The organism is Pseudolysobacter antarcticus (assembly GCF_004168365.1).
GTDB classification, from domain to species: domain Bacteria; phylum Pseudomonadota; class Gammaproteobacteria; order Xanthomonadales; family Rhodanobacteraceae; genus Pseudolysobacter; species Pseudolysobacter antarcticus.
This window is the reverse complement of sequence record NZ_CP035704.1, coordinates 770857-785992: the sequence shown is the minus strand read 5'-3', so window position 1 is coordinate 785992 and position 15136 is coordinate 770857. Positions and strand designations below refer to the sequence as shown.

Below are 15136 nucleotides of genomic sequence, written 5' to 3'. Positions count from 1 at the left end.
ACGTCTAAACGTCCATAATACGAAAGTCCATGACGCCCGATCCACCGAACCTTGCGCAGACCGCATAACGGCGCGGTTTTTTGCGACTCCGAAAAATGAATTCGATGCGCGATACATTCCGCATTTCAAATTTCGTGCAGAAAAATTTTTTCCTCATGCACGACACAAAAAAAAACGCCGCAAACTTTGCGACGTAAATGAACGGATTCTAAGTGCGTGCTGCAAAGGCACGGCGCAAGCCGCACATCTGCAGTGTGATGCGGGTGATTTGCGCGAATTTGCGAAAAATTTTATGCGAGTGTTGTGGCGAGCGCGAGCGCAAACGTGTCCAGATCGTCGGCAGTTTTTGTCTCGGTCGCACACACCAGAAGCACATCGCCGAGCTCGGGATATTCTTCGCCGAGCGCGACACCGGCAAGAATGTTTTTCTTGGCGAGCAGCTCGATCACTTCACTTGCCGGCTTGTTCAATTGCAAAACTACTTCGTGAAAGAATGGTCGCGAGAACAGCGCGGCCACACCCGGAATCGCAGTGAGCTTTTCGCGCAAGGCGCGCGTGTTCTGCATGCTGTTGGCTGCGACGCGTTGCAAACCTTCGGGCCCGGTGATCGCCATGTAGATGGTTGCCGCCGTGACCAGCAGACCCTGGTTGGTGCAGATGTTCGAGGTCGCCTTGGCGCGACGGATGTGTTGCTCGCGCGCCTGCAGGGTCAATGCATAACCGTCGCGACCATCCAGATCCGTGGTGCGCCCGACGATGCGCCCCGGCATCTGCCGCACGAATTCTTTCTTGCACGCGAGGATGCCGAAGTACGGGCCACCGGAAGACAGCGGCACGCCCATCGGCTGGCCGTCGCCGCACACGATATCTGCACCGCTTGCGCCCCACTCGGCTGGCGACTGCAGCACGGCGAGCGACATCGGATTTACCACCGCGATCGCCAGCGCACCTTTTGCATGCACCCAGTCGGTCAGTGCGTCGACATCTTCGAGCACACCGAAAAAATTCGGCTGCGGAATCACCAGCGCGGAAAATTCGCCGAGCTCCTGCGTCGCGAGCCACGCCGGCGAAATCGCGCCGCTGGCAAGATCGAAGTCGAGTTCGACCACATCGATGTTCTGATTCTCGACAATCGTCTTCAGCGTCTTGCGGTACGCCGGATGCAAGGTCTTGGCGACCAGCACACGCGCCGGCGCTTTCTTGGTGCAACGCTCAGCCATCAACACCGCTTCGGCAACCGCCGTGGCACCGTCGTAGAGCGACGCATTGGCGACGTCCATGCCGGTCAGGCGCGTGATCATCGTCTGGTATTCATAGATCAGTTGCAGCGTGCCCTGGCTCGCCTCGGCCTGGTACGGCGTGTACGCCGAGTAAAATTCGCCGCGCGTGACGATCGCCCACACCGCTGCCGGGATGTGATGTTCGTAAGCGCCGGCGCCGGCGAAATTCAGCGGCGTGCCATCCATCGCCGCGCGCTGTTTCAACAGGCGCGTCACATCCATTTCGTTCAGCCCCGGCGGCACCCGCGTCAGCTCGGGAATCTTGAGCTCGGCCGGAATTTCATCGAACAGGGTTTCGATACTGTCGACACCAATCGTCTTGAGCATCGCAGACACGTCGGCGTTGGAATGAGGAATGAAAGGCATGGCGGTTTCCGTGGGTCGTTAAGCAGCCGGGCGCGAACGCGATCGGTACATTTGCAAAAGTGCAGTCATCGACAGATTGCATTCAATCCGTCACCGCACTCCATCACTCGAAGTCGAGCAATAGTTGCCGATCCTGCGCGGCAGGATCAGCACGAGGATAACTACGGTGCCGCTGACGCAGTCTGGTACGAAGCAATAACTGCGCAGCGACAAGTGATCAGTGCGAATCGTTTTCGATCAATTCCGCGTACGCGTCGGGATCGAGCATCTCTTCGAGGTCGGCGGCGGCATCGTCCGGCTTGACCACAAAAACCCAGCCTTCGCCGTACGCGTCTTCGTTGATCGTTTCGGGCTTGTCGGCCAGCGCGCTGTTAACCGCGACGACTTCGCCGGATACCGGACTGTAGACATCCGATGCGGCCTTCACCGATTCGACCACCGCACTGGCGGTGCCGGCTTCGACGCGATCACCGACTTCCGGCAATTCGACATAGACCAGATCGCCGAGCTGCGCTTGCGCATGATCGGAAATGCCGACCGTGACGCGACCGCTGTCTTCAACGCGGGCCCACTCGTGGGTCTTGAGAAATTTCAGATCGCCGGGGATTTCGTTCATGGCGTGGTCCTTTGTGGGAAGAGGGCGGATACAACAAACAGGAATGAGACGATTCTAATACAGCAAGTGTTGTGGCAGAAATGGGCGCAGTCAAACGCCTTCGCACGGCTTGCCGTCGCGCACGAACGGATATTTGACCACACGCACTGGAACGAGCTTGCCGCGGATGTCCACTTCGGCCTTGTCGGCAGTGCCGGTCGGCACACGCGCAAACGCGATCGACTTGCCCAGCGTTGGCGAAAAACTGCCGGAAAGGATTTCTCCATCACCGAGCGCCGTGACCACACGCTGGCCGTGGCGCAACACGCCCTTGTCGTCGAACACCAGGCCGACCATCGCGCGTTTTGCGCCATCGGCCTTCTGCTGATCGAGCACGGCGCGGCCGATGAAATCACGCCCCGCATCGAGCGATACCGTCCATGCCAGACCAGCCTCGAACGGCGTGATGTCTTCATCCATATCCTGACCGTAAAGATTCATGCCTGCTTCGAGACGCAAGGTATCGCGCGCGCCGAGGCCGGCCGGCTTGACACCCGCGGCGAGCAGCTTGTTCCACAGTTCGACCGCGTTCGATTCGGGCACGACGATTTCAAAACCGTCTTCGCCGGTGTAGCCGGTGCGCGCGATGAACAAACCATCGCCTTCTGTCGCAGAAAACTTGCCGAGCTTCTCGGCTTTCGTCCGCGTCGCCGGCGTGAACAAACCCAGCGCTTTCTCACGCGCGTTCGGACCCTGCACCGCGATCATCGAAAGCTCGGGGCGCTCCTTCACCGCGACCTCGAACTTGCCTGCCTGCTGCGTGATCCAGGCAACATCTTTCTCGCGCGTCGCGGCATTCACGATGAGGCGGAAAAAATCTTCGTTCATGAAATACACAATCAGATCGTCGATCACACCGCCGCGCTCATTCAGCATGCAGGTGTACAGGGCCTTGCCCGACACCTTGAGCTTGTCGACATTGTTGGCGACGAGGTGACGCAGAAACTCGCGCACTCTCGGGCCGGTGAGATCGACCACGGTCATGTGCGACACATCGAACATGCCGGCATCACGCCGCACCAGATGATGCTCCTCGATCTGCGAGCCGTAATTCAACGGCATGTCCCAGCCGCCGAAATCGACCATCTTCGCACCGAGCGCGCGGTGCGTGGCATTCAATATGGTGTGCTGAGTCATAAGGTTCATACCGAAGGCGAAAGCCGCGCATTATCCGCGCGCCACGCCAGGAAGCAAGATGCGCGAACGATTTGGTGCTGCCGCATACGCCATCGCGATGTCATACGCGCGTTCGCGTTACCAAGATGCACAGCCGCGACTTTTCCGCAGCATCGTATTCAACCCAGTCGAGGCAATCGATCGTCAAAAGCACGCGATCGATTGTTCCTGCGCATCCGGGAAGTTCGCCACGCGCGCGCGCCAGTTGACCGGGCGCGCCGTAGTCTCGGCGAAATCCACCCAATACACCGGCAATTCTTCGGTACGCGCGATCACCTGCGCGGCAAAACCCAGCGCGGCAATTTCGGATCGACGTTTCTCGGCGTTGCCCTGCTCGTGGAACAGGCCGAGCGAAATCGTGTTCTGGTTTTCGCCCGCGGTCACCACGTAATAATCGCGCACACCCTTCGCCGCAAGCAGACGCGCGGCGGCGAGTGCCTGTTCTCGACTCTCATGCGCGGCGAGATAAACCCAGTAGCCACGCGCCTGGGTGGCGCGCACTTCGCGATATTGAATACGCTTGACCAGCGGCGTGAGCGCATCGATCACACGACGCACGTCGGCCTGGGTTGGAAACGTGCCAATGCTGCGACAGGTATCGGCGCGAATATCAGCAGCACTTTCCGGTGCGGCGGTGAGCTCCACGCTGTTCGCGCCCGGCGCGCCTTCGCGTTCGGATAACAGCACCAGCGCCGAGACTCCCGGATCAGACGCCGGCAACGTTTGCGCCGACGGATGCGGAGCAAAGATCAGCCAGCTCGCGACACCGATATTCAGAGCCAGCAGCAGTAGAAAGAAAGCGCGAACAAACATTCGGATCGGTCATCAAGGAGAAGCGCGAAAAATAATGCGCGCGATGGACAATTCTAGCCGACCCGTGCGCGCCGCGCAGATTTCATGCATCACTCAACGCCGGGGATGTTCCGCCGCGTACACCGACAGACCACGCAACACCAGCTCCGGTTCGATCCGGCCAAGCCCGCCGAGCGCGGCTTGCAACTCATTGGCCGCGCCACCGCTGAGCACCAACTCGACCGGCGCGTCGAGTTGGTTCGTGGCCTGCGCCAACACGCGCTCGACCAGCGCTACCGCGGCAAACCACGTGCCGGAAAAAACCGCGTCATCGGTGTTGTCGGCGAGCGCCACCCAATGCGCATCGCCACCCGCTTTCAACTGCGCGGTATTGCCGTACAACGCGTGTTGCATCAGCGCCGGGCTCGGCGCGATCAAGCCGCCGTGATGTCGGCCATCCGACGCCAACAGATCCAGCGTCAACGCCGTACCGCAACTCACGAGTAACACCGGCGCACGCTCGGTCTGATGCAGCGCGATCAAGCCGAGAAACCGATCGATGCCGAGCCGATCCGCAATGGGGTACGCGTTGTGCACACCGCATGCGCTCGCGACGCAGCGCACGAAGCTCGTGGCGCAATCGAATCGTTGCCGCACGGCAGTCGCGAGATCGGCTTCGCGCGCCGCGCCAGCGACCGACGCCGCCCACACGTGTGCGGGTTTTTCGATATCGAGCCAACGCCGCACGAGACCTGCGGCGAGTGTTTCTTCGGCATACGTCAGCGGCGCGCCGGCATGCAAACCTGCGGCATCCGCAAGCGCCCATTTGAGCCGCGTATTACCGAGGTCGAGCAATAGATTTTTCGTGTTCACTAGTGATTTCGATGCCGATCGGGTGAATAACGGTTTCACTGAATTTGCCAAGTTGCGACGTAGCAACGTTGCAGTTTTTGGTTAGATGCTGCGCACGCTGACTTCGACGCTATCGTAACTGCGAATCACACCCGACTCCGACACACGCAGCGCACCACGCTCATCCACGCCGATCGCGATACCATCTTGCGCGCCTTGCGGTGTACTGAGGCGTATGGGTTTTCCGGCAAGCAAATCGTGTTGTCCATACGCATCGACGAACGCCGCGAAACCCTGTGTCGCGAACTCATCGAGCGCTTCGAGCAAACGCGCGATCAGATGCGCGGCGAGCCGATTGCGCGATGGCGGTGCGGCATCGCTGAGAGTCGCCAAATCGATCCACGGTTGATCGATGGCATCATCCGCTGCATGCAAACGCAGATTGATGCCGACACCGATCACGGCATGACACGGGCCGAGAAATTCGCCACCGAGCTCAACCAAAATGCCAGCGAGTTTTTTGCCGCGCGCGAGCACATCGTTCGGCCACTTCAGGCCGACTTCATCGATACCACAATCGGCCAGCGCACGTATCACCGCCACCCCGACGGCGAGACTCAGTCCAGACAATCCGGCCATACCGTGCGGAAAACGACACAGCACCGAGCAATACAAATTTCCGGCCAGCGGCGAATGCCACGACCTGCCACGACGGCCGCGACCGCTGCTCTGGGTTTCGGCCAGACAAACGATCCGGTCGAGCGAGATATCCGCAGCGCGGCGCATCAGTTCGCTATTGGTCGAATCCACCTGCCAGCGGAGATCGAGTTCGGACAATCGATCGCGCAACGCTGGCGGCATGCCGGCGCGAATGGTCGCGGCATCAAGCAGCTCGACCGGCCAGACCAGACGATAACCCGCACCGGCTGCGGCTTCGATGACGATACCGAGTTCGCGCAGGTTTTCGATCTGTTTCCAGATCGCGGCGCGGGTCACGCCGAGACGCGTGGCGAGCTCGGTGCCGGATATCGCGCGCTCACTCGACAGCGCCGACAATAATAAACGTGAGTCCACTCAGGCGCGCCGTAAACGTGTCAGCACGCGCGCGCGTTCGAAACGATTTTCCGTGCCCGCGAGCAGGCGCTGCACATTGGCGCGATGCGTGAATAAAAGCAGCACTCCGATGCTGATAGCAAACAGCAGCACGTCGGTGCGCTGCGATATTGGCGCGAGCCACCAGCCAGCCAGTGGCAATGCGATCGCGATGCTGACCGAAGCGAGCCCGACATAACCGCTGACGCCGATCACGAGCAGCCACAACAACAGCAGTGGCACCACGGCGAGCGGCAACAGTACGAGCAAGGCACCGGCCACGGTGGCCACGCCCTTGCCTCCGGCAAAACCAAAATACACCGGCCAGACATGACCGATCGTGGCGCACAATGCGCAGGCCAGTGCGTGCATATAAAGTGTTTCGCCAGCGATGCTTGTGCCGAACGCCAGCAAGCCGATCCACGCCGCAAGCGCGCCCTTGCCGATATCGATGAGCACCACGCCGAGCGCAAAACGCCAGCCGCGTGTGCGAAAGGCATTTGTGCCGCCGGCGTTGCCACTGCCTAGCTTGCGAATGTCCACGCCACGCAGGCGTCCGAGCACGAGACTGCCGACGATCGAGCCGAGCAGATAGGCGATGAGAAGTTTGGAAATCAGCAGCAGCACAGGCAGGCGATCCGGCAGACAGGCGAAAAATCGCAGCCGCAATTATGCCAGCTTGAACGCCGCCGTTTATGCGATCGGCGCAGGCATGAAACTCACGACCATCGAACCGGGCCCGGCATGCGCGCCGATCGCGCTGCCGGCTTCGACCAGATCGCAGGATTGCAGCTCGGGTAATCGGCGTTTTATTTCCGCGCAAAGGCGCTCGCCTTCATCAAGGCAATCGCAATGTCCGACCAGCACCTGCCAGCGCCGACCAGTTGGCAGGCGCTTGACAAGGTCTTGCGCAAAACGCTCGGGCAATCGATCCGTACCGCGCAAAATTCCACGAACCTTGAGCCGTCCGTGCACCCCCATCTTCGCCAGCGGCACCAGTTTCAGCCAGCGCGTGAGCGGCAGTGTCCACGGCGGGATGCGGCCACCACGCACGGCATAACTGATGTCGCGAATGTAGGCGTGGGTCTGGATCTGCAGCAAGCTCGTGCGCAACTCGGCGACGATCTGCGCCGCCGACCAACCTTGCATCGCGCGTTGTGCCGCCTGGATCGCGAGCAGGCCCTGACCACACGATGCGTTACGGGTATCGATCACATGAATACGCTGCGCATCGAGTCTAGCTGCGACCGCCTCCCCCGCCTGCAAGGTACCGCTGAGCGCGCGCGACAGGCCGACATAAACCACCTCGGCATGATGCGCGAGCAGGAACTCGAACAGCCGTCGAAAATCCCCGGGCGGCGGCTGCGACGTGCGCGGCGCGATCGGGTTTTCGCGCAGCTCGCGATAGAACGCGCTGCTCGATAGCGAGATCTTGTCGAGATAATCCTGCGCGCCGAAATTCAACCGCACCGGCACCACATGCAGCGGCAAATGTTCCAGTGTTGCGGCGGGAATATCCGCAGCGGAATCGACCACGATCGCGACCGTGTTGCTGACGTGCAGCGAACGATTCTGCGCGCGCATGTCGTCGGCCTTGTGCGCGCTGATGCGACCAAATTGCGCGAGCGTGGCAAACAAGGTTTCAGGCTGATCCAGATGCATGTGGATGCGCAATTTTTCGCGCGTGCCGGCCATCACCAGACTTGAACCTGCGAGTTGATCAAGCGCCGCGCGCACCGCATCGCGATCCAAATCGTCAGCACTCAAGACACACTCGCTGCAGTAACGATGGCTCGCGGCATCGAACTTCGCGCTATCGCTCAATACGCCATCCGCACCGGCGTATGAGGTTTCCTGCGCATGATCGGTCAGCGCGGCGCGACCACGCTGAATGTATTGCTGGATGCCTTCGAGCAGTTCGACAAATCCCTGCGCACCGGCATCGACCACACCGGCCTTGCGCAATACCGCCAACTGCTGCGGCGTGGCGGCGAGTGCTTCGCGCGCGGATTGCAATGCTCGGCCATAGATTTCGCGCAGGTCATCGATGCCGGCAGCGCGTTGCTGACGCAGGCATTCGGCAAACCGACCGATCACCGACAGGATGGTGCCGTCGACCGGCTGCGCCACCGCGAGCCGCGCCTGCATCGAGCCGCAGCTGATCGCGTTGGTCAAACTGCTCGCATCGATGCGGCTGACGTTTTTCAATGAATCGCTAATGCCCTGCAGAAACTGCGCGAGGATCGCGCCCGAATTGCCGCGCGCGCCATCAATCGCTTCGCTCGCAGCACGGCGCAACAGGGTGTCAACGCATGCCGTGCGCATGCTGCCGAGCGCATCGCCGACCGCGCTCAGCGTGAACGCGAGATTGCTGCCGGTATCGCCATCCGCGACCGGAAACACATTGATCTTGTTGATCGCCTCGCGGCGCGCGAGTAACCGACGGATACCGCAGATCAGCGCGCGCTTCAGTGCGTAACCGCCGGGCTGGAAGCGCGGCATTACCCGCGCGCAAGGTAAATCAACGCACGGCAAATCGAGAGGAATGGCGATATTCATGAGGGCGCAGTGTAGTGACGCGACCGCGAACTGGCTTGCTGCATCGCAATGCCCGCGGATTCGGCCATTTCCCTCAGCGCCGATTAACGTTGTTTTGCCGGTCGTCAACTGAAATTTGCGCGTCGTGAACGTGCCGGACAGTGTCCGGTTCGGACAATTGTGTCCGCTGGCGTGTTACGAAAATCACCTTTTCCGGCTAAACGATTGATTTCAAACAGCCGCCACGAGCATGACTTCTGGCACGGAACCTGCTTCCCACTCTCGCGGCATTAGAACGGTGCGGAAAGACGTGCGATTATGCGTAACGCTCCGCATCAGCCACCCAGATGCATCCCGGAGAAAGCCATGAAATTGCTTGGTCTCATTATCCTTGTCGGCGCTGCGCTGCTGGCGCAAAGCATGTGTGTATACGCAGGCGGCCTGCGCATGGGCGAAAGCTCATCGATGAATATGCTCGCGAGTAACGACTGCGCCTGCCAGGCGAATATGCCGGGCGCGCAGATCGTGGCGAGTTCCGATGCCGATGGCGCATCTGCCGATAATGTCGCCGCGCCTACCTGCGTGGCCACACCCGGCGTCGCCGCCGAAACGCGTTGCATCGGCACTGCATCCGGCGCGACTGCCGCGGCAACCGGCAAGGCCGATCCCGCAGCTAGCGCTGTCACACGGAAAATGCGCAATGGCATCCATTGGCAATCGCTGCTGCCGGGCGTTATGAAATAAGTTGGCAGCGAGGTGTCGACGCGAAGAAATGTTGCGCTTGAGGCGGCACTGATTTCATCAGCTTGCTCCTGATATGAGATGCGTTATAAAACCCGTGAATTTGCAATGCGGGTTTTCCCCCGCTAGCCTTGCCGGTCTGCACAGCGCTGCATTCCGCGCCGACTAGGCCACGATTTTCCGATGATTCATCGACGTTTGTTTTTTCTCGGCGCACTGTCGGCGCTATTTCATGCCGCATCCGCAATTGCCGCGCCCACATGCAGCGGCAGCCTGCATATCGAACTGCAGCAAGCCGGCGTGTATGCGCTGGACTATGCGAGCATCATCGCCAGCCAGCCGGGTTTGCAAGATTGTACTAGCGCCGATCTGGTGCTGCGCAACCAAGACAAGGAAATTCCGCTGCGCGTGCTCGACAGCGGCGATGGAAAATTCGGTCCGAAATCAGGCATCGAATGGATCGGCGAGCCGCTGCACGGGCCGGCCAGTTGGTTCGATCAATACAGCATCGCCAACGTCTACCTGCTCAGCGCCGAACCCGGCCAGCATGCGCGTATGCACGAACAAACCGGCAGCGCAGCGGTTTCCATCGCCAGCACCACGCTCACTCGTCGCCTGCATCTGGAGCAGGATAATCTGATGATCCGGCTCAACCAGATGCTGGTGAAGCCCGGCGAAGAACCCGACGTGTGGCAATGGGCCAAGCTCACTCACGCCGATGCGCAACCGTTCTCTTTCGATTTCGATCTCGCCGATTTTGCAGGTAAACGCGACACCGAAATTAGCGCGACACTGGATTTCCGCGGCCTCTCCGATGTGCCGCCAAGCGATGGCGTCAAATCGGAAGATCACGCCGTGCAGATGGTATTGAATGGCAGCACCTTGCCATCGATCAGCTGGGACGGTCGCGAGGAAGTGCGCAAGAAAATTCGTATCCCCGCGCACTTGCTCAAGGCGCGCGGCAACACGCTCACGTTGCGCGTGCCGGTGCGCCATGCCGATGCCAAGTCAGACAACCCGCTGGTCGACGTGGTGATGTTCAATTTCATCGAACTCGACTATCCGATCGGCGGTTCGCTGGATGCCAGCACGGCGCCGTTCATGCTCGATGGCAAGCTGCCCGCGCGCATCGAATTGCAGCAGAACGGCACACACGCTCCGGCCGTTTATACGGCTAAAGGTGTTTATATGCCGGTGCACGCTGCCGGCAACAGTCGCTGGAATTTCGATCACGTACCGGCCAATGTCACTTTATATCCGCTGGCGAATGCGCAGCCACTCGTACCATCGCGATTGCTGGCGGTGGCTGCCGGCGACTTGCGCAAAACCGACTCGGGCTTCGATTACCTGATCGTCGCGCATCCACGTCTGATCGCTGCGATCGAACCTTTAGCCGAATTCCATCGTTCGCACGGACTCAAGGTCGCGGTGATCGATGTCAATCAGATCTACGATCAGTTCAACGGTGGCATCGATCATCCGCGCGCGATCCGCAACCTCGTGCAGTACGGTGTCGAGCACTGGCCGACCAAACCGCGTTTTGTGCTGCTGGTCGGTGATGCCAGCTTCGATATCCGGCATGAAAATCCGGACGATGCGAGCATGGCCAAGTGGGCCACGCACGACTACGAATTGTTGATACCCGATCATTTCGACGGAATTCCCGCCACTGCCTACGGTACCAAGCCAAAAGATCTGGTCACGCGCAACCTGATTCCGACTTGGCAATTTCCTTCGGAAGAAGGCCAGTCGGCGAGCGACAATCCGTTCGTTACTTTCACCACGGATGATTTCCATCCGACAGTCGCGATCGGACGTTTTCCGGTGGTCGAGCCGTCCGATGTCACCGCCATCGTCAACAAGACAATCGCTTATTTCACCAAGCCGCAGCCCGGTTCGTGGCGCCGCGACGTGATGTTCATCGCCAACGAAGACAGCTATTTCCAGACCGCCTCCGACGAGATCGCAGCGCAACTCGAAACAGAAGGTTTCGCGGCGCGAAAGATCTATGGCGATGCCGCCGAAAAGGACAATCTCGCGCATCAATCCGACATCAAGCAAAGCCTCAACGATGGCCAGTTGCTCGTGCATTTTCTCGGTCACGGCGGTCGGTTTATCTGGCGCACCGGGCCGCCCGATCTGCGCAAGAACCACGACCTGTTCACGCTCGATGACGTCTCGCAATTGCAAAACGGCGCACGCCTCCCGATGGTGCTGAGCATGACCTGTTATTCGGCGCCGTTCGATAATCCGACCGAAGATTCGATCGGTGAACGTTTCCTGCGCGAACCGGACAAAGGCGCGGTGGCGGTGTTCGCCGCAAGCTGGCGCAACTCGCCCGATCCGGCCTACAGCAAGGCCTTGATCGCCGAACTGCTGACGCCGAGCCAGACGATCGGCGCTGCGATCATCAAGGCCAAACGCAAGATTTCCGATCGCACGCTGGTGGAAACCTACAACCTGCTCGGCGACCCGGCGCTAGTGCTCGATCGACCCAAGGACACGCTCGCACTCGCCCGCGGCGCAGATCGCTGGAGCACCCAGGTTGCGGTCAAACTGCCGGGCAACAGTTTTCACGGCATGGTCAACGTCGATTGGCTGAATGCGACCGGCAAGGTACTGCAATCGGTCAGCTACAACGTCGATGAAGCACGTTTTACCTTGCCACCGCCGAGCACGGCGCAAACGCCTGCGGGCGTGCTCGTGTATGCGGCGGATCCCAGCGTGGGACGCGACGCGATCGGCGAACTCAGTCTGCTGCCGCCGCCGATCAATCCGGCGACAAACGATGCAAGGCAACGCGATGCGCTGATGCTCGCGCTCGATGCCGAACGCTGGCACGCGCAGCCGCAAATCAAGGTGGCGCTGCCTGGCAGTGAATTCCACGGTCAGGTCAGCGTCGACTGGCAAGATATCAAGGGCAAGAGTTTGGCCAAGGCTGAGTATCGTGCCGACGCGCCACGCTTTGCTCTGCCCGCGCCGCCCGCGCAAATAACCGCGCAGCTCGCACAGGTGCATGTGCTGACGAGCGACCCGCAGCAGGATCACGATGCGTTCGGTCGGATCTATCTGGTTGACCCGCCAGTCAAGGGTGTGCTGATCAGCGATCCACAACTGACACCGCAAAACAATTTGCCGGACAAGATTTCCAAACTCGGCTTCGACACGGGCGCGACGGGTACGAGCAAGATCGTTACCGGCCAGGCCAAAGTGTCGCCAGTGCCAGCCAAGGAAAATCCCGGCTAGCGCGCCGCGCGGTACTTCTGGAACATGCAGCGGCGGACGCTGCGGCTATACTCGGGTTTCAATTCGACTGGAGCCGATCATGCTGCAACCGCTGCGCTTGTTACCTGTTTTTATCGGACTGACCTGTGCGCTGAGCCTCGGCGCAAGCGCTGCCGATGCGCCCGCGAACATGATCGGCTATGCGCCCGAATCAGCGGCCGCGCAAACGCGACTCGAACAAAAATTCGATGCCGATCTGAAGCCCGACAATCTGCGCAGCTGGATGCAGCAGATGTCATCGCAGCCGAACCAGCTCGGCTCGCCGCATGACAAGGCCAACGCCGAATTCGTGCTCAAGCAGTTCACCGCGTGGGGCTGGGATGCGCACATCGAAACGTTCTTTGTGCTGTTCCCGACGCCGAAAGAGCGTCTGCTCGAACTCGTCGCACCGACACGCTACACCGCCAAGATCGACGAGCCGGCAATCGCCGAAGATGCGACTTCAAAAGTTCGCGACGGCGTGTTGCCGCCGTACAACGCCTACTCCGCCGATGGCGATGTGACCGCCGAACTGGTCTACGCCAATTACGGCGCGCCGGACGACTACAAGGAACTCGAACGCCGCGGCATCAGCGTCAAGGGCAAGATCGTGATCGCGCGTTACGGCCAGACCTGGCGCGGCATCAAACCCAAACTCGCACAACAGCATGGCGCGATCGGCGCGCTGATTTATTCCGATCCGCACGATGACGGTTACGCGCAAGGCGACACCTATCCACAAGGTCCGTTTCGCAGCGAACAAGGCGTGCAACGTGGCTCGGTCGCGGACATTCCGATCTACTCCGGCGATCCACTCACGCCCGGTGTTGGCGCGACCAAAAATGCGAAACGCCTGAAGCGCGAAGACGCACCCGATCTGCTGAAAATTCCAGTCATGCCGATTTCCTACGGCGATGCGCTGCCGCTGCTCAAGGCGCTCGGCGGCCCGGTCGCGCCGGCGAACTGGCGCGGCGCATTGCCGATCACCTATCACATCGGCCCCGGCCCGGCGCAGGTGCATCTGAAACTCGCGTTCAACTGGAATCAGGTCGAGGCCTACGATGTCGTCGCGACCTTGCGCGGCTCGTTGTATCCGGACCAATGGGTGATGCGCGGCAACCATCGTGATGCGTGGGTATTCGGCGCATCCGATCCGCTCAGCGGTCAGGTCGCGATGCTCGAAGAAGCACGCGTGCTAGGCGAGTTGCACAAGGCCGGCTGGAAGCCGAAACGCAGCATCGTTTATTTGAGCTGGGACGGCGAAGAAGAAGGCTTGATCGGATCGACCGAATGGGCCGAAACCCATGCCGACGAACTCAAGCGCAAAGCGGTGCTGTACATCAACACCGACAACAACGGGCGCGGCTTCCTCAATGTCGGCGGTTCGCATGCGCTGGAACATGTGGTCGATCAAATCGCCGCTGGCATCACTGATCCGCAAACTGGCGTGAGTGTGCTCGAACGTCGTCGCGCCGAACTCGCCATCTCGGGTAACGCGCCCGGTGCAAACGAAAATGCCAAGACGATGGCGAAGGCCGCGATGATGGCAGAACACGATTTGCCGATTTCGGCGCTCGGATCGGGTTCGGATTATTCACCATTCCTGCAGCATCTCGGCATCGCCGCGCTCGACTTCGGTTACGGCGGCGAAGATAACGGCGGCGATTACCATTCGATCTACGATTCGTTCGATCACTACGTGCGTTTCGGCGATCCGGATTTCGCGTATGGCATCGCGCTCGCAAAAACCGTTGGTCACACCGTACTGCGTTTTGCCGATGCCGATGTATTGCCGCTGCGTTTCGGCAATCTCGCCGATACGATCGCGCGTTATGCCGAAGAGTTGCACAAACTCGCCGCGCAGCAGCTCGAACAAACCGCAACCATCAACAAGCTCGTGGCAATGAATGCCTACAAACTCGCCGCCGATCCAAAGCTGAGCTACGTCGCACCGGGCAGCGAAGCAACCCCGCCGAACATCGATCTGAACGCGCTGGACAACGCCATCAAGCAGCTCAAGAGCAGCGCCAACGCTTACGATCAGGCGCTGGTTACGCAGGCACAGTACGGCCTGCAACTTGGTGGTGAGCGTGCGGCAAAATTGAACGACGAGCTGAAAAATATCGAGCTGCTGCTGACGCGCAAGGAAGGTCTGCCGGGCCGCGACTGGTATCAGCACATGCTTTATGCGCCAGGCTTGTACACCGGCTACGGTGTAAAAACTCTGCCCGGCGTGCGTGAGGCGATCGAACAGAAACAGTGGGATCAGGTCACGCGTTATGTCGATCTCATCGCCAGCACCTTGAACGCTTACAGCCAGCGTCTGGACCAGGCGCGCGCCTTGCTCGAACCGATTCAGTAAAAGACATTTACCACCTCG

At 60.2% G+C, this 15136-nt stretch carries 11 protein-coding genes; 3 read left to right on the top strand and 8 right to left on the bottom strand.

Annotated features, from left to right (window positions below; translation table 11 throughout):
- Positions 1–290 precede the first annotated feature (290 nt).
- From gcvPA to ELE36_RS03330, 8 genes are all read right to left on the bottom strand, one after another.
- Positions 291–1646, bottom strand: coding sequence for an aminomethyl-transferring glycine dehydrogenase subunit GcvPA (gene gcvPA, locus ELE36_RS03365; protein WP_129831749.1), 1356 nt, complete (start codon positions 1644–1646; stop codon positions 291–293).
- Positions 1647–1863: 217 nt separating this feature from the next.
- The gene (gene gcvH, locus ELE36_RS03360; protein WP_129831748.1) at positions 1864–2262 is read right to left on the bottom strand and encodes a glycine cleavage system protein GcvH; all 399 of its coding nucleotides are present in this window, start codon (positions 2260–2262) and stop codon (positions 1864–1866) included.
- 90 nt (positions 2263–2352) lie between these two features.
- Positions 2353–3438 (bottom strand): glycine cleavage system aminomethyltransferase GcvT, encoded by a 1086-nt coding sequence (gene gcvT, locus ELE36_RS03355; protein ID WP_129831747.1) that lies wholly within the window; start codon positions 3436–3438, stop codon positions 2353–2355.
- Positions 3439–3621: 183 nt separating this feature from the next.
- Entirely contained in the window at positions 3622–4290 is a 669-nt protein-coding gene (locus ELE36_RS03350) for an SPOR domain-containing protein (RefSeq protein WP_129831746.1), read from the bottom strand.
- 93 nt (positions 4291–4383) lie between these two features.
- Positions 4384–5142, bottom strand: a complete 759-nt coding sequence (locus ELE36_RS03345; protein ID WP_129831745.1) for a type III pantothenate kinase — start codon at positions 5140–5142, stop codon at positions 4384–4386.
- 81 nt (positions 5143–5223) lie between these two features.
- Positions 5224–6195 (bottom strand): bifunctional biotin--[acetyl-CoA-carboxylase] ligase/biotin operon repressor BirA, encoded by a 972-nt coding sequence (gene birA / locus ELE36_RS03340; protein WP_129831744.1) that lies wholly within the window; start codon positions 6193–6195, stop codon positions 5224–5226.
- A complete protein-coding gene (plsY, locus tag ELE36_RS03335; protein WP_165371459.1) occupies positions 6196–6840 on the bottom strand; it encodes a glycerol-3-phosphate 1-O-acyltransferase PlsY in 645 nt (214 codons plus the stop codon). It lies immediately after the preceding gene.
- A gap of 66 nt (positions 6841–6906) precedes the next feature.
- A complete protein-coding gene (locus ELE36_RS03330; protein ID WP_129831742.1) occupies positions 6907–8772 on the bottom strand; it encodes a DegV family protein in 1866 nt (621 codons plus the stop codon).
- Between the two features lie 345 nt (positions 8773–9117).
- Here ELE36_RS03330 and ELE36_RS03325 point away from each other — a divergent pair, with 345 nt between their 5' ends.
- The 3 genes from ELE36_RS03325 to ELE36_RS03315 all read left to right on the top strand — a co-directional run bounded on the left by ELE36_RS03325 (position 9118) and on the right by ELE36_RS03315 (position 15118).
- On the top strand, positions 9118–9495 hold the full coding sequence (locus ELE36_RS03325) for a hypothetical protein (RefSeq protein ID WP_129831741.1): 378 nt from the start codon (positions 9118–9120) through the stop codon (positions 9493–9495).
- A gap of 180 nt (positions 9496–9675) precedes the next feature.
- On the top strand, positions 9676–12738 hold the full coding sequence (locus ELE36_RS03320; RefSeq protein ID WP_129831740.1) for a C25 family cysteine peptidase: 3063 nt from the start codon (positions 9676–9678) through the stop codon (positions 12736–12738).
- A gap of 79 nt (positions 12739–12817) precedes the next feature.
- Positions 12818–15118: a M28 family metallopeptidase gene (locus tag ELE36_RS03315; protein WP_129831739.1), complete on the top strand. Its 2301-nt coding sequence runs from the start codon at positions 12818–12820 to the stop codon at positions 15116–15118.
- Positions 15119–15136: the final 18 nt, after the last annotated feature.